The sequence below is a fragment of the Rouxiella badensis genome (assembly GCF_026967515.2).
Lineage (GTDB): Bacteria > Pseudomonadota > Gammaproteobacteria > Enterobacterales > Enterobacteriaceae > Rouxiella > Rouxiella badensis.
In genome coordinates this window covers 2,892,613-2,907,492 of record NZ_CP114062.1, presented here as the reverse complement: position 1 = coordinate 2,907,492, position 14,880 = coordinate 2,892,613, and the positions used below count along the sequence as shown (strand labels likewise).

11 protein-coding genes and 6 tRNA genes are annotated in these 14,880 nt (G+C 52.6%); 1 reads left to right on the top strand and 16 read right to left on the bottom strand.

Annotated features, from left to right (window positions below):
• The 7 genes from O1V65_RS13485 to miaB form a co-directional block, all read right to left on the bottom strand.
• Positions 1–741, bottom strand: a complete 741-nt coding sequence (locus tag O1V65_RS13485; RefSeq protein WP_017491363.1) for an amino acid ABC transporter permease — start codon at positions 739–741, stop codon at positions 1–3.
• Between the two features lie 226 nt (positions 742–967).
• Positions 968–1,864, bottom strand: coding sequence for an amino acid ABC transporter substrate-binding protein (locus O1V65_RS13480; RefSeq protein WP_017491362.1), 897 nt, complete (start codon positions 1,862–1,864; stop codon positions 968–970).
• A 478-nt stretch (positions 1,865–2,342) separates the two neighbouring features.
• Positions 2,343–3,866, bottom strand: coding sequence for an apolipoprotein N-acyltransferase (gene lnt, locus O1V65_RS13475; protein WP_017491360.1), 1,524 nt, complete (start codon positions 3,864–3,866; stop codon positions 2,343–2,345).
• A 139-nt stretch (positions 3,867–4,005) separates the two neighbouring features.
• On the bottom strand, positions 4,006–4,884 hold the full coding sequence (gene corC / locus O1V65_RS13470) for a CNNM family magnesium/cobalt transport protein CorC (RefSeq protein ID WP_017491359.1): 879 nt from the start codon (positions 4,882–4,884) through the stop codon (positions 4,006–4,008).
• 158 nt (positions 4,885–5,042) lie between these two features.
• Complete coding sequence (gene ybeY / locus O1V65_RS13465) at positions 5,043–5,513, bottom strand: rRNA maturation RNase YbeY (RefSeq protein ID WP_017491358.1); 471 nt, start codon at positions 5,511–5,513, stop codon at positions 5,043–5,045.
• Positions 5,510–6,598: a PhoH family protein gene (locus O1V65_RS13460; RefSeq protein WP_192503427.1), complete on the bottom strand. Its 1,089-nt coding sequence runs from the start codon at positions 6,596–6,598 to the stop codon at positions 5,510–5,512. The genes ybeY and O1V65_RS13460 overlap by 4 nt, the downstream gene beginning before the upstream one ends.
• 165 nt (positions 6,599–6,763) lie before the next feature.
• Positions 6,764–8,188 (bottom strand): tRNA (N6-isopentenyl adenosine(37)-C2)-methylthiotransferase MiaB, encoded by a 1,425-nt coding sequence (miaB, locus tag O1V65_RS13455; RefSeq protein ID WP_017491356.1) that lies wholly within the window; start codon positions 8,186–8,188, stop codon positions 6,764–6,766.
• 311 nt (positions 8,189–8,499) lie between these two features.
• On the opposite strand from miaB, the gene ubiF reads away from it, so the two are divergent.
• Entirely contained in the window at positions 8,500–9,699 is a 1,200-nt protein-coding gene (gene ubiF, locus O1V65_RS13450; protein ID WP_017491355.1) for a 3-demethoxyubiquinol 3-hydroxylase, read from the top strand.
• Positions 9,700–9,846: 147 nt separating this feature from the next.
• Here the strand turns inward: ubiF and O1V65_RS13445 are convergent.
• From O1V65_RS13445 to nagC, 9 genes are all read right to left on the bottom strand, one after another.
• Positions 9,847–9,921 (bottom strand) — tRNA-Gln (locus O1V65_RS13445).
• Positions 9,922–9,978: 57 nt separating this feature from the next.
• Positions 9,979–10,055, bottom strand: a tRNA-Met gene (locus O1V65_RS13440).
• A 92-nt stretch (positions 10,056–10,147) separates the two neighbouring features.
• Positions 10,148–10,222, bottom strand: a tRNA-Gln gene (locus O1V65_RS13435).
• A gap of 66 nt (positions 10,223–10,288) precedes the next feature.
• Positions 10,289–10,363 (bottom strand) — tRNA-Gln (locus O1V65_RS13430).
• Between the two features lie 20 nt (positions 10,364–10,383).
• A tRNA-Leu gene (locus tag O1V65_RS13425) sits at positions 10,384–10,468 on the bottom strand.
• Between the two features lie 15 nt (positions 10,469–10,483).
• Positions 10,484–10,560: transfer RNA gene (locus tag O1V65_RS13420), tRNA-Met, on the bottom strand.
• 218 nt (positions 10,561–10,778) lie between these two features.
• A complete protein-coding gene (gene asnB, locus O1V65_RS13415; protein WP_017492630.1) occupies positions 10,779–12,443 on the bottom strand; it encodes an asparagine synthase B in 1,665 nt (554 codons plus the stop codon).
• 353 nt (positions 12,444–12,796) lie between these two features.
• Positions 12,797–13,549, bottom strand: coding sequence for an HAD-IIA family hydrolase (locus tag O1V65_RS13410; protein WP_017492629.1), 753 nt, complete (start codon positions 13,547–13,549; stop codon positions 12,797–12,799).
• Between the two features lie 95 nt (positions 13,550–13,644).
• Positions 13,645–14,874 carry a DNA-binding transcriptional regulator NagC gene (nagC, locus tag O1V65_RS13405; RefSeq protein WP_017492628.1) on the bottom strand — a complete coding sequence of 410 codons (1,230 nt, stop codon included), beginning with the start codon at positions 14,872–14,874 and terminating at the stop codon, positions 13,645–13,647.
• Between the last annotated feature and the right edge of the window lie 6 nt (positions 14,875–14,880).

The following is a 14,880-nucleotide window of genomic DNA, read 5'->3' as shown; positions in this document are numbered from 1 at the left end:
TTATTTGCTCCCCAGATTGCCCGGCAGGCGAATCTTGCGTTCAACCTGTTGCATGATAAGCATGATGACCGCGTTGATGAGGACATAAGCCAGCGTGATGGCGGTAAAGGACTCATAGGCGTGAGCCGAATAGTCGAGCAGTTTGCCGGCCTGTGCGGCCATGTCGACCAGGCCGATAGTCGAGGCTATTGCCGAATTTTTGACCAGATTAAGCATCTCGGAGGTCAGCGGCGGCACGATAACGCGATAGGCATTGGGCAGCAGCACGTAGCGATAGGTCTGCGGCAGGGTCAACCCCATGGCTAGTCCGGCGGCTTTCTGACCGCGCGGCAGTGACTGGATGGCCGCACGGACCTGTTCGCAGACGCGCGCGGCGGTAAACAACCCCAAACAGACCATCGACGAAACAAAGAACTGCACGTTAGGGTCAAGATCCTGCTTGAACCACATGCCGATGTTCTCGGGCAGCAGTTCAGGCACCACCAGATACCAGATAAAGAATTGCACAATCAGCGGGACATTACGGAAAAGTTCCACGTAGCAGGTGCCGAGTGCAGACAGGAAGCGGTTAGGCACGGTACGCAGAATGCCGAATACTGAACCGACGAGGAATGCGATGATCCAGGCGCAGATTGACAGCGCCACGGTGACCTGAAAACCAGACCAGATCCAGCCGAGATAAGTGGTGTTACCGAAGGGGGCCTGTTCGAGAAAAATGCCCCAATTCCAACCAGAAGACATAGCGTACTCCATTAATTGCCGTGCAAGTGATGACGTGAACAGTCTGGATTTGTGGGTGTAAAGAATGGCGGGGTGGGGAACGACCACCCCGCATTCTCCCTGCTATGTTGCAGGTTCCTGTGCCCCTGTCAGGACATCATCACCTTCCCTTTGCCCCTGTAGCTACGAAGCTGCAGCATCAAAGGCTTCGGGGATACTTCAGTGTTTAGTGACTTTACGTATTTAATTAAAGCGCCTTATCGTTTGGCGTTTTGAACAGGGCTTTCATGTCGTCAGACAATTCAAAGTTCATGTTCAGATTCTTTGGTGGAATAGGCTGTTTGAACCAGGTGTCGAACCATTTAGCGGCCTGGCCTGAGGTCTCTGCCTGCACGATGGTGTCATCAACCAGTTTCTTGAATTCAGGGTCATCTTTACGCAACATACAGCCGTAGGCTTCTTTAGACTGCGGAGTGCCGAGAATGACCCAGTCATTCGGGTTTTTGGCTTTGGCGCGCTCGCCTGCCAGCAGGGCGTCATCAAGCATAAATGCAGCAGCACGGCCAGTTTCCAGTGTACGGAAGGAGTCACCGTGGTCTTTAGTACTGATGATTTTCAGACCCAGCTTTTTCTCGTCGTTCAGTTTGTTGAGCAGCACTTCAGAGGTCGTCCCTGAAGTAACGACCACAGTTTTACCCTTCAGATCGTCGAAGTCTTTAATCGGCGAGCCTTTCTTAACCAGAAGACGGGTACCGATAACGAAGATGGTGTCAGAGAACGCCGCCTGCTGCTGACGTTCGAGGTTGTTGGTGGTGGACCCACACTCGAAGTCGTAGGTGCCGTTTTGCAGCAGCGGAATGCGGTTTTGCGAGGTGATAGGCAACATTTTCACCTGAAGATTTGGCGCGTTGAGCTTCTTCTTAATAGCATCAACAATGGCGTTAGAGAAATCCTGTGAATATCCCACCACTTTCTGTTCATTATTGTAATAAGAGAAGGGAATAGAAGACTCACGGTGGCCGACAACAATCAGGCCGCTGTCTTTGATTTTTTTCAGCGTACCCGTCAGGTCTTCGGCGTGGGCTAGGCTACTTGCGGCGACACTTGCCAGCAGAACTGACAACACCAGTTTGCGCATTTGCATGGTCCAACTCCTTTGCTTAGTGATGGATCCCTCAGGAAGGATCAAAGATGAATCCGATAATAAAGACTTCCGTTAACTCACTCTCGGCTGTGCTCAATATAATCTTGGCATTCAGAAGATACCGTAATGTGAATATTGTGAAATCGTTATGTTTCTTTTTTGAGACAACGCGCGCACCAATTTCAAGCAACAATGGCCTGTTGCACCGGTATGGTGACCAGTTTTTGCACGAAATGTGTCAAAACGATGCAAGGCGCGACTATAAGTTTATAAATAAGATATCTTTCAACAAGATGTAGCAAGATGCATGCCAACTGAACTTATTAGTCGAATTTATGAACGAATAGCGAAGGTAAGTGAAAAGAATAGAACGGCGAAAACGGCGACCAGGCAGGAAGTAAAAAGAGACCACTAAGAATAGGGTTGCACTGAAAACAGGCAGAGGCACCCTTAAGTGCCTCTGCATAATGACAATAACTTACGCCTTGCGGCGGCTTAACAGGATGCTTGCAACGGCAAACAGCAGGGTCAGGATCCACACCGGCCAGCTTCCCATGCGGGCATAAGGCGTAACACCGGCGGTTGGCGTGACTTTTACTTCCAGCACCTGACGGGTGAACTGCGGGATCTCGGCGATAATATTGCCCTCGGCATCAACGGCGGCAGTAACACCGTTATTGGTGCTGCGCAGCAGAGGACGGCCAAGCTCGACGGCGCGCATGCGTGCCATCTGGAAATGCTGCCACGGCCCGATCGAGTGTCCAAACCACGCGTCGTTTGAAACGGTCAGCAGCAGGTTGGTATCAGGATGGAAGTTCTCCCGCACCTGTTCGCCTTCGACAATTTCATAGCAAATGGCGGTGGTGAAATTCAGACCGGCAACGTGCAGCGGTGGCTGAATATAGTTACCGCGACTAAATGATGACATCGGCAAATCGAAGAACGGGGCTAAAGGACGCAGCAGGTCTTCCATAGGTACAAACTCACCGAATGGCACCAGATGATATTTGTTGTAGCGATTAGGATCGGGATAACGATAAGGCTCAGGCTCACCCAGAGCGATCACGCTGTTATAAGTCTTGGCACCGGTTTCGGTACGCTGATAATCAACGATGCCGGTGATCAGATGACTGTGATGTGCGCGTGAAAGGTCATCCATCATGGTCAGAAACTGCTGCTGATCGGATTCGATATCCGGGATAGCCGACTCTGGCCAGATGATGATTTTCGCCTTGCCGAGGTAAGGACGCGTCTCGTCGAGATAGGCCTGTAGCGTTGAGATAAGCGCTTTCGGGTCCCACTTCATCGACTGCGGAATATTTCCCTGAACCATAGCAACGTCAACGGTTTTGTCCGGCTGTGGCGTGAACCAGTGCACCTGACGCAGAGGCCAAGGCAGCAGCAGCATGGCCAGCGCGATGACCGCCGGCACTTTCTTACGTTGATGCAGCGCATACACCAGCAGACCGCTGAGCGACATCATCACAAAGGTGATGCTCTCAACGCCACCGAGCGGAGCGAGCCCTTTCAATGGACCATTGATCTGGCTGTAGCCAAACTGTAGCCACGGGAAGCCGGTCAGTACCCAACCGCGTAAAAACTCGGTAATTTGCCACAGCGCAGGTGCCGCAAGCGCCAGACGCCACCAGGTGGTTTTAGGCCACAGCTTGGCAAGTAATGCGCCAAACAGCAGGGTATAGAGTGACAGATAGACGGCGAGCAGCGCCACCAGGAAGATGTTCACCGGGCCTGGCATACCGCCAAAAGTGGCGATACTGACATAAACCCAGTTCACGCCGCTGCCGAACAGGCCTAATCCCCAACAAAAACCCAGCAGCGCCGACTGGCCCGGACGGCGGTCAAGGGTAACCGCCAGCAGGCCAAACAGCGAGATGATGGCCGCAGGCCAAAAGTCATAAGGGGAGAAGGACAGCGTGCCACAGGCACCAAATAAAACCGCCAGCAGGCATCTCACCCGCTGGCGTTGGAATATACCCGTCATATTTCACACCACAAATGTGTTGGCTTCATTCCCTTACCCAAGCGGCTTCTCTGTGTAAGCGCCTGGGGATGCGTTCCTTTGCCGCCTTCCTGCGACGCGAAATCTGACAGGTATAAAAATTTTAGTGCCATGTTTTAAATTAAGCTTCCAATTTCGGTTGCGGCGCGTCGTCCGGGATTTTTACGTGAACCTGAATGATACGGCGGCTATCGGCCATCGCAACTTTGAATACGTAACCGTCGATTTCGATCGTTTCGCCGCGGGCAGGGAGGTGCCCAAAGGATTGCATGACCAGACCGCCAATGGTGTCGACCTCTTCATCGCTGAAGTTGGTGTCGAATACCTCGTTGAAGTCTTCAATTGGCGCAAGTGCGCGAACGGTATAGGTATGTCGGCTTAGCTGACGGATATTGAGATCTTCTTCATCATCGTATTCGTCTTCAATTTCGCCAACGATCAGCTCGAGAATGTCTTCAATGGTCACCAGACCAGAGACGCCACCAAACTCGTCAACCACAATCGCCATGTGGTAACGCTGTGAACGGAACTCTTTCAGCATGCGGTCTACGCGCTTGCTTTCAGGAACGACAACAGCGGTTCTCAGCACTTTATCGATGCTGAATGGCTCTGATTCGGTACGCATAAATGGCAATAAGTCTTTTGCCATCAGAATACCTTCAATGTGGTCCTTATCTTCACTGATGATCGGGAATCGTGAGTGGGCTGACTCGATAATGACGTCCAGGCACTCTTCGATTGGCTGATTGCGTTTAAGCGTAATCATCTGCGAACGCGGGATCATGATGTCACGAACGCGCTGCTCGGCGATATCCATCACGCCTTCCAGCATGTCTCGGGTATCGGGGTCGATCAGATCGTTTTGTTCGGAATCACGGATCAGCTCAACCAAATCACCACGGTTTTTAGGTTCACCGTGAAATAACTGGTTAAGAATAAGGGAAAAGAAGCCCTTCTTGGGACTGGGGCTGTCGCTGTTTTGTGGGTGGTCATCGCTCATGGCGTTGGGTTGGAGATTCTCTTGTTGATAATAGTAAAATCATTGACGTCAGGGCGTGGCGCTAGCGTCAATGACATGGGTAATGAAAACAGAGTAATGCTTTTTAGTGCGTTTCGTCGAGTGACACTATTCTTTCGACTAATGATTCATCGAATAAATCATTCGTCGAGCAAAAGATAAGGGTCGGGATGTCCGAGAGATTGCATAATCTCAATCTCGATGGCTTCCATCTCTTCCGCTTCTTCCTCTTCGATGTGGTCATACCCTAGCAGATGGAGGCTACCGTGGACAACCATATGGGCCCAGTGCGCATTTAACGCCTTATTTTGCTCGCGGGCTTCTTGTTCAACGACCTGACGGCAGATGACCAAATCGCCAAGCAACGGCATTTCCATGCCCGGTGGTGCTTCAAACGGGAAAGACAGCACGTTGGTCGGCTTGTCTTTACCGCGATAGGTCATGTTCAGCTCATGGCTTTCCGCCTCGTCAACGATGCGGATTGTCACTTCCGACTCTTCCTGGAACTGAGGAAGTACGGCTTCCAGCCACTGCTGGAAGTCGCTCTCTGCCGGCAAGCCTTCGCTGCTCTCGCTGGCAATCTGTAAATCTAAAATAACCTGATGACTCATGTATTGCTCTGTTCAGGGGTGGGTTGGGCAGCATACTGCTGTGATTCTTGCTTGCGCTGTCTGGCAACCTCGTCACGGCGTTTCTGGTCTTCTTCTTCCCAGGCTTCATAGGCGACCACGATGCGGGCAACCACCGGGTGGCGCACGACGTCTTCGCTGTGGAAGAAGTTAAAGCTCAACTCTTCAACGCCAGAAAGCACTTCAATGGCGTGGCGCAGGCCGGATTTTTGGTGGCGCGGCAGGTCAATCTGCGTAACGTCGCCGGTAATAACCGCCTTGGAGTTGAAACCGATACGCGTCAGGAACATTTTCATCTGTTCAATCGAGGTATTCTGGCTTTCGTCCAGAATGATAAAGGCGTCATTGAGTGTACGGCCGCGCATGTAGGCCAGCGGCGCAACTTCAATTACGTTTCGCTCAATCAGCTTCTCGACTTTCTCAAAGCCGAGCATTTCGAACAGCGCATCATACAGGGGACGCAGGTAAGGGTCGACCTTCTGGCTGAGATCGCCGGGCAGGAAGCCCAGTTTTTCACCGGCTTCGACCGCGGGGCGCGTCAGTAGAATACGACGAACCTCCTGGCGCTCCAGTGCGTCAACCGCTGCCGCAACCGCCAGATACGTTTTACCCGTACCGGCAGGCCCGATACCAAAGGTGATATCGTGGTCAAGCACGTTGGCAATATACTGTGCCTGGTTCGGCGTGCGCGGCTTAATCATGCCGCGCTTGGTCTTGATAATGACCGCTTTACCGTAGTCCGGCACGCTCTCTGCGGTTTGCTCCAGTACACGACTCTCTTTAATGGCCAGGTGGATTTTTTCAGGATCGATGTCCTGAATTTCACCGCGCAGCGGCGCCGTGTCGACATACAGGTCGCGCAGGATATCCGCGGCCGCTTCGACGCAAAGGTTTTTACCTACCAGTTTAAAGGCGTTATCACGACGATTGATCTCGATGCCCAACCGGCGCTCCAGTTGTTTGATGTTGTCATCAAACGGGCCACAAAGACTCAGCAGACGCTGATTGTCTTCGGGCTCCAGCAAAATCTCTTGTGTTACAACGTTCAAACTATTCCTCTGGGCCACTCGGGACCTGTTGAAGGTGTATTTCGATGACGACTTTATAAAGTAATCATACATGCCCTTGGCGAAATTTTCCCAGCACCTCAAGTGCTGTTGATCAGAATATGCGGCCTTTCTCCAAAAAATAAAGGGCGCCTGAGCGCCCTTTAACGTTAATCATTGAAAAGATTAGGGCTGATAGAGACCCACGCCGATTTCATTCTCTTTACGGGTGCGTGCAATCACCGACTGCGGGGAGGCAATTTGACGCAGATCCATCTGGTCTTCGGTACGCACCACGATGCCGCGCAGGGAGTTGGTCAGTACGTCGATAATCTCGACGTCTACGAACTTGCCAATCATGTCCGGCGTGCCTTCGAAATTGACCACGCGGTTGTTTTCGGTGCGGCCTGTCAACTCCATGATGCTCTTGCGAGACGTGCCTTCCACCAGAATGCGTTGCACGGTGCCAATCATGGCGCGACTAATGCGCAGGGACTGCTGGAGAATGCGTTCCTGCAATTCGTACAGGCGCTGCTTCTTCTCCTCTTCGCTGACGTCGTCAACCATGTCCGCCGCCGGCGTGCCCGGGCGAGCAGAGTAGATAAAGCTGTAGCTGACGTCCATGTTGACGTCGGCGATAAGCTTCATGGTCTGCGCGTGGTCTTCCGCGGTCTCACCAGGGAAGCCGACGATAAAGTCGGAGCTAAAGGTGATGCCAGGGCGCGCCTTGAGGATTTTACGCAGCGTGGATTTATACTCCAGCACGGTGTGCGCGCGCTTCATCATGGTCAGCACACGGTCTGAGCCGCATTGCACCGGCAGATGCAGGAAGCTCACCAGCTCAGGGGTATCTTTATAAACCTCGATGATGTCGTCGGTAAACTCGATAGGGTGGCTGGTGGTGAAGCGAATACGGTCGATGCCGTCGATGCTAGCGACCAGGCGCAGCAGCTCGGCGAAGGTGCAAATCTCACCGTCAAAGCCAGGACCGCGATAGGCGTTAACATTCTGGCCCAGCAGGTTAACCTCACGCACGCCCTGTGCCGCAAGTTGGGCGATTTCGAACAGCACGTCGTCGCTCGGGCGGCTGACTTCTTCGCCGCGGGTGTAAGGCACTACGCAGAAGCTACAGTACTTGTTGCAGCCCTCCATGATGGAGACAAAGGCGGTCGGGCCGTCGGCACGGGGTTCAGGCAGGCGGTCGAATTTTTCGATTTCGGGGAAGCTGACGTCAACGATAGGACTTTTGCTGCCGCGTACGTGGTTGATCATTTCCGGCAGGCGGTGCAGCGTTTGCGGGCCGAATACGATGTCGACATAGTGGGCGCGCTGGCGAATCAGCTTGCCTTCCTGCGAGGCCACGCAGCCGCCGACGCCGATAATAATCTCGGGTCTTTTGCGCTTGAGCAGCTTCCAGCGGCCGAGCTGGTGGAAGACTTTCTCCTGCGCCTTTTCCCTGATTGAGCAAGTATTAAGCAACAGCACGTCGGCCTCTTCGGCATTTTCAGTGAGTTCGAAACCGTGTGTGCTGTTAAGCAGGTCAGCCATTTTAGATGAATCGTACTCGTTCATCTGGCAGCCCCAGGTTTTAATATGCAGTTTTTTCTTCATTGACATGCCATTACTCAAAAAGCGTTAAACAAAACACCCCTATACTCTACTTCTGGAGTGAAGCCTCAGAGCCTATTGGTCAATAGTTTGGGAATGGGGTGGCGAATAGACTCTGCCGTACAGCCGGTGAGTGTTTTTTACCGGGCGGCGTATTTCTGGAGAAGTATTGTAATCCCACATCAATCGAGTGGCTAGTGCGTCAGCGCAGGTTACGGACTGATAGCAACAGAAAAATCCGGTACACTTCTCAAAATATCTATCGGGCGCGTGCCTTGATTTCACGAAAAATAACCCAGTAAACGAAGAGCAGAATGAATACTGTCGTGACAAAAATGATAAATAAGTCCTTCGACGTGGTGGTGGTAGGCGGTGGAATGGTCGGTGCCGCGACGGCGCTGGGTTTCGCTCAGCAAGGGCTGAATGTGGCGGTTATTGAAGACAAGGCGCCACAGCCTTTTGATGCTGCCGATCCCATCGATCTGCGTATTTCCGCCATTGGCTGCGCTTCCGTGCGCCTGCTCGAGAAGCTTGGCGCATGGAAAAACGTCGCAAAAATGCGATTTACGCCGTATCGCCGTCTGGAAACCTGGGAGCAGCCGGGGTCGGAGGTATTGTTCGACGCCCAGTCGCTCGGTCTGCCTGAACTGGGCTTTATGCTCGAAAACCGGGTGCTTCAGCTGGCTCTGTGGCAGGAGATGCAGCCGCTGGAAAATCTGACCCTATTTTGCCCAGACAAGCTTAAGCAACTGAAAAATGCGGGCGAGGGCGGATGGTTGCTGGAGCTGGTTAGTGGTGAAACGATTGATGCCAAATTGGTCGTGGCCGCAGACGGGGCGAATTCATTGGTGCGTCAGCAGGCTGGAATTGGCATTGATGGCTGGCAGTATCGCCAGAACTGTATGCTGATTAACGTCGAAACTCAGTCGAAGGATCTGGATGTCACCTGGCAGCAGTTTTACCCGAGCGGACCGCGTGCGTTCCTGCCGCTGTGGGGCAACCACGCCTCGCTCGTTTGGTACGACAGCCCGCAGCGTATCCGCCAACTACAGTCGTTAAATATGAAACAGCTGACCCAGGAGATTACGGCCGCGTTCCCGCCGCGTCTCGGGACGGTTCAGGCGCTCTCGTCAGGGTCTTTCCCGCTGGTGCGTCGTCACGCTCAGCGCTACGTCTCGCCGGGGTTGGTGTTGGTCGGTGATGCGGCGCATACCATTAATCCACTGGCCGGTCAGGGCGTGAATCTTGGCTATCGGGACGTTGAGGCGCTGCTGGACGTGGTCGCGCAGGCGAATGACAAAGGTGAAGCCTGGTGGAGTGAGAGGGTACTGCAACGCTATCAGCGCCGTCGCAGAGTTGACAACCTGATGATGCAGAGCGGCATGGACCTGTTCTACACCGCGTTCAGCAACAGTCTGCCGCCGGTGCGAATTCTTCGCAATCTGGCCTTGATGGCGGCTCAGAGAGCGGGCAAGCTGAAATCCATGGCGCTGGAATATGCCTTAGGACTGTAAATAAAAGGCAGGGAAGTGTCGAATCTATCAAGGCAGTGGCTTCACTGCCTTTTTTGTGTCCGCTATTGTTGATGTCCGAAAATAAGGTCAGGCAAAAGCCAGGACGCAGAAAAGCAAAAAGCCCGCCGAAGCGAGCTTTTCTAAATTTGGCTGGGGTGCCAGGATTCGAACCTGGGTATGCTGGTATCAGAAACCAGAGCCTTACCGCTTGGCGACACCCCAATGGTGTTTACTGCATAATTCTTACTACGACTTTGCTCATAACCATTCAGACTAAAATGGTGGCTACGACGGGATTCGAACCTGTGACCCCATCATTATGAGTGATGTGCTCTAACCAACTGAGCTACGTAGCCAATTTTTAACTATCTAAATTGCTATTGCAAGCTGTTTTTAATCATTATTTTAAAATTAAATAATAAATTTCAAACAGTTAACACGTTGAAAGTGGCTGGGGTACCTGGATTCGAACCAGGGAATGCTGGTATCAAAAACCAGTGCCTTACCGCTTGGCGATACCCCATCTTATTACTTTCAAATTGTTTTTCATTTTCATTGTGCTGTTCGAAGAACAAGACAGTGAAAAAAATGGCTGGGGTACCTGGATTCGAACCAGGGAATGCCGGTATCAAAAACCGGTGCCTTACCGCTTGGCGATACCCCATCCGTGCTTACCGAGTGAAATGGTGCGGGAGGCGAGACTTGAACTCGCACACCTTGCGGCGCTAGAACCTAAATCTAGTGCGTCTACCAATTTCGCCACTCCCGCAAACAGGAAAAGAAGTGGTGGCTACGACGGGATTCGAACCTGTGACCCCATCATTATGAGTGATGTGCTCTAACCAACTGAGCTACGTAGCCGTCTTCTTTCTGCTCAACCTTCATCGGCGTTGCGGGGCGCATTATGCGTATATGGCAGTTTTGCGTCAACAAGTTTTTTGCCAAAAAAGCGTGGATGCGGTGCATTTGGGTAGCTTATGACCACTCCGGCGATAAATTCTACAAAAGATAGGATATTCAATTAATTTAAACATAAAAAAACGGGCCTAAAGTGGCCCGTTAGCTTGAAAAAATGTCACTTATTGATAGGCAGATTCATGCACGCCTACGGCACGGCCAGAAGGATCGTTCATGGTTTTGAACGATTCATCCCACTCAACGGCTTTCGCTGAAGAACAGGCGACTGTCGGGCCACCCGGAACGCATTCTGCTGCGCTTGGAACCGGGAACAGCTCTTCAAAGATAGTCCGGTACAGATACCCCTCTTTCGAGGTCGGGGTGTTGTAAGGGAAGCGGAAATGCGCAGTTTCGAGCTGTTGGTCGGTCACCTGCTGCGCTGCCACTTCTTTTAAGGTGTCAATCCAGCTGTAGCCCACCCCGTCAGAGAATTGCTCTTTCTGACGCCACGCCACGCTTTTCGGCAAATAGTCTTCAAAACATTCGCGCAGAATGTGTTTTTCCATTTTGCCATTGCCGCACATTTTGTCTTTCGGATTAACGCGCATCGCGACGTCGAGGAATTTTTTGTCCAGGAAAGGCACGCGAGCTTCTACGCCCCAGGCTGACATCGCCTTGTTGGCGCGCGCACAGTCATACATGTGCAGAGCCAGCAGCTTACGCACGGTCTCTTCGTGGAATTCCTGCTCGTTTGGCGCTTTATGGAAGTACAGGTAGCCGCCAAACACTTCATCGGCACCTTCACCAGACAGCACCATTTTGATGCCCATCGCCTTGATCTTGCGCGACATCAGGTACATCGGGGTCGACGCACGAATGGTGGTCACGTCGTAGGTTTCGATGTGATAAATCACGTCACGGATAGCGTCGAGACCTTCCTGCACGGTGAAATGAATTTCGTGGTGCACGGTACCGAGGTGGTTCGCCACTTCCTGTGCCGCACGCAGGTCGGGTGAGCCCTCAAGACCTACCGCGAAGGAGTGCAGCTGTGGCCACCAGGCTTCGCTTTGATCTTTATCTTCAATGCGACGACCGGCGAACTTCTTGGTTATCGCAGAGATAATTGAGGAGTCCAGACCGCCGGACAGCAGCACGCCGTAAGGTACGTCTGACATCAAGTGGCTTTTAACCGACTCTTCCAGCGCGTCTTTCAGCGCAACCTTGTCAGTGACGTTGTCTTTAACGTTGTCAAACTCGAACCATTCACGCTGATAGTACTCAACGATTTCGCCGTCTTTGCTCCACAGGTAGCTGCCCGCCGGGAACTCTTTGATGGTGCGGCACACTGGAACCAGTGATTTCATCTCTGAAGCCAGGAACATGTTGCCATGCTCATCGTAGCCCATATAAAGCGGGATAATGCCCAGGTGGTCACGGCCAATCAGGTAAGCGTCTTTTTCAGTGTCATAAAGGATAAAGGCGAACATTCCCTGCAGTTCATCGAGGAACGCCGGGCCTTTTTCCTGGTAAAGCGCGAGGATCACTTCACAGTCGGATTCGGTCTGGAACGCATAACGCTCGCCAAGGGAGGCACGCAGCGCCTGATGGTTGTAAATTTCGCCGTTAACTGCCAGAACGTGAGTTTGTGCTTCGTTGTACAGGGGTTGCGCGCCGTTGTTGACGTCAACAATCGACAGACGCTCGTGACAAAGAATCGCTTTGTCGCTGGCGTAAACGCCGGACCAGTCTGGACCACGATGGCGCATCAAGCGTGACAACTCAAGCGCCTTTTTGCGCAGCTCGACGGAGTCGGTTTTAATGTCGAGCACACCAAATATAGAACACATATAACTCTCCCTAACGGCTTTTCTCTGGCGGTGATGTTATTTTTCATTACCGAGTTGTTGTTGGGCGGCATTACCGAATTCACAATTTATTTCGGACTACGCTGCGTCTCTGATAATGAAAATGCGTAAAAGCGAGAGCCTTTGCAAGCAATTTAGCGATTGTTTGAAAAATAGTTGGTTGACCCTCTGCGTTTCTTAGCGGATTGTCATTTTTAAGGGGGATAAATTATCGAATCTTCAAAAAAAGGCCGGGTGGGATAGATGGGGCTAAAAATAGCGGGCGTAACTTATCAAATAAAGAAAAAGCGCCGGTTTTTAGTGACCGGCGCTGGCAAAAAATGACTGGGGGCGCGTTAGATGACGTCGATATCGGCTACGGAAGGGTAGATCCAGGTCGGTCGGAACGGCATGTTTTCCACGTCGTTTAACGTCGAAACGCCGCTCAGCACCAGAATGGTTTCGAGTCCGGCCTGGAAGCCAGCCAGAATATCGGTGCGTAGATTGTCACCGACAATCACGGTGTCTTCGGAGTGCGCCTGCATCTTGTTCAGCGCGGAACGGATGATCCAGGGGCTTGGTTTGCCGACCACGAACGGCTTGCGGCCGGTGATTTTCTCAATCGGTGCACAGAGCGCGCCGCAGGCAGGCACAAAACCGTGCCCGTGGTAGTCGGGATTGGTGGCAATAAACCGTGCGCCGTTGGCGACAAAGTAGGCGGCTTTGTGCATCATGTCCCAGTTGTACGACCGCGTTTCACCGACTATCACGAAATCAGGATTAATATCGGTGATCGTAAATCCGGCGTTGTACAGCTCATGGATAAGCGCGCCTTCGCCAATCACGTAGGCTTTTTTACCTTCCTGACGCTTAAGGAAGTCTGCGGTGGCCATCGCTGAGGTGAAAAAGGCGCTTTCCGGCACGTCGAGTCCTGCGGAAGCAAAGCGATTAGCAAGGTCCTGTGCGGTCTGAGAGGGGTAATTGGTCAGGATAACCAGCGGCATTCCCTGTTCCTGAACACGTGCTAAAAACAGGTCGGCACCGGGCACTGGCGTATTGTCATGCAGCAGAACGCCGTCGATATCACAAATTACGTTTTTAATTGTCATAGATAACCTATTTTTTCACGACCAGATTTTTGCATCTCAAATGCAACAGCAAAGCCCCTTCATCCCTGAAGATGCCGGGACCGTCAAACCAGAAACTATTGGGCCGAATTTTCCAGCAGACGCTGGAGCAGCACGCCGTTGAGCATCGCGCGTTTCACCAGCGCAAACGCACCGATGGCCGAACGATGGTTCAATTCTGACGTCACAATCGGCAGGTTGCGGCGGAAATCTTTCAATACCTGAGTATTGATGCAGCTCTGCAGGGCAGGGAGCAGCACTTTATCGGCTTCGGTGATTTCACCGGCGATGACGACTTTCTGTGGGTTGAACAGGTTTATCGCGATGGCAATGCTTTTACCGAGATGACGGCCGACGTATTCAATCACCTCGCAGGCGAGCTGATCGCCACGGTTTGCCGCTTTGCAGATGCTGCTGATGGTGCAGTCGTCCAGCGAAAGCTTGCTTGGATAGCCCTGCGTCAGCAGATTGCGCACCCGATTTTCGATAGCCGAGTTGGCCGCGATGGTCTCGAGGCAGCCAAAATTGCCGCAGTGACAACGTTCACCGAGGGGATCGACCTGAATGTGGCCAATCTCGCCGACGTTGCCGTTGCTGCCGAGGAAGATTTGTCCGTTAACCAGAATGCCGGCACCGGTTCCGCGATGCAAACGAACCAAAATGGAGTCCTGGCAGTCGCGCGTTGCACCGAAGTAGTGCTCCGCCAACGCCAGACTGCGGATGTCATGGCCGACAAAGCTGGTGACGTTGAACTTGCTTTCAAGAATGTCCACCAACCGCCAGTTGTGAACGCTGATATGCGGCATGTAGCGCACGATGCCTTTGACCGGATCGACCAGCCCGGGCAAGATCACGGCGATCGCAATCAGTTCACGAATTTTGCGCTGATTGACTTCCATAAAATGGGTGATAGCGGAGACTAGCGCATTTTCGAGCGTCTCCTGAGTGCGTTCCGGCAGGGGATAATGCTGTTCAGAAAGGGCCTTGGCGCTCAGGTCGTATAGCGTGAGCGTGGCGTCGTTGCGGCCCAAACGGACCGCCACGGTCTGAAACGGGCGCGTCTCGGTGATAATCGAAATAGCGCGCCTGCCGCCGGTCGAGGCCTGTTGATCGACTTCTTTAATCAGGCCGCGCTCGAGCAGCTGGCGGGAAATCTTGGTGACACTGGCGGGGGCAAGCTGGCTCAGCTCGGCGATTTGAATGCGCGAGATGGGTCCTTGCTGGTCAATCAGGCGGTAGACCGCAGCACTATTTAACTGCTTGACCAGATCAACGTTACCTATTTGTGACTGCCCGCCTGTGTTCATTTATTG

Excerpts from the sequence above, each read along its gene's own strand:
- corC (WP_017491359.1), bottom strand. The coding sequence starts at position 4,884 with ATGAGCGATGACCACCCACAAAACAGCGACAGCCCCAGTCCCAAGAAG.
- O1V65_RS13410 (WP_017492629.1), bottom strand. The coding sequence starts at position 13,549 with ATGACAATTAAAAACGTAATTTGTGATATCGACGGCGTTCTGCTGCAT.
- miaB (WP_017491356.1), bottom strand. The coding sequence starts at position 8,188 with ATGAAGAAAAAACTGCATATTAAAACCTGGGGCTGCCAGATGAACGAG.
- nagC (WP_017492628.1), bottom strand. The coding sequence starts at position 14,874 with ATGAACACAGGCGGGCAGTCACAAATAGGTAACGTTGATCTGGTCAAG.
- O1V65_RS13480 (WP_017491362.1), bottom strand. The coding sequence starts at position 1,864 with ATGCAAATGCGCAAACTGGTGTTGTCAGTTCTGCTGGCAAGTGTCGCC.
- ybeY (WP_017491358.1), bottom strand. The coding sequence starts at position 5,513 with ATGAGTCATCAGGTTATTTTAGATTTACAGATTGCCAGCGAGAGCAGC.
- lnt (WP_017491360.1), bottom strand. The coding sequence starts at position 3,866 with ATGACGGGTATATTCCAACGCCAGCGGGTGAGATGCCTGCTGGCGGTT.
- O1V65_RS13485 (WP_017491363.1), bottom strand. The coding sequence starts at position 741 with ATGTCTTCTGGTTGGAATTGGGGCATTTTTCTCGAACAGGCCCCCTTC.
- asnB (WP_017492630.1), bottom strand. The coding sequence starts at position 12,443 with ATGTGTTCTATATTTGGTGTGCTCGACATTAAAACCGACTCCGTCGAG.
- ubiF (WP_017491355.1), top strand. The coding sequence starts at position 8,500 with ATGAATACTGTCGTGACAAAAATGATAAATAAGTCCTTCGACGTGGTG.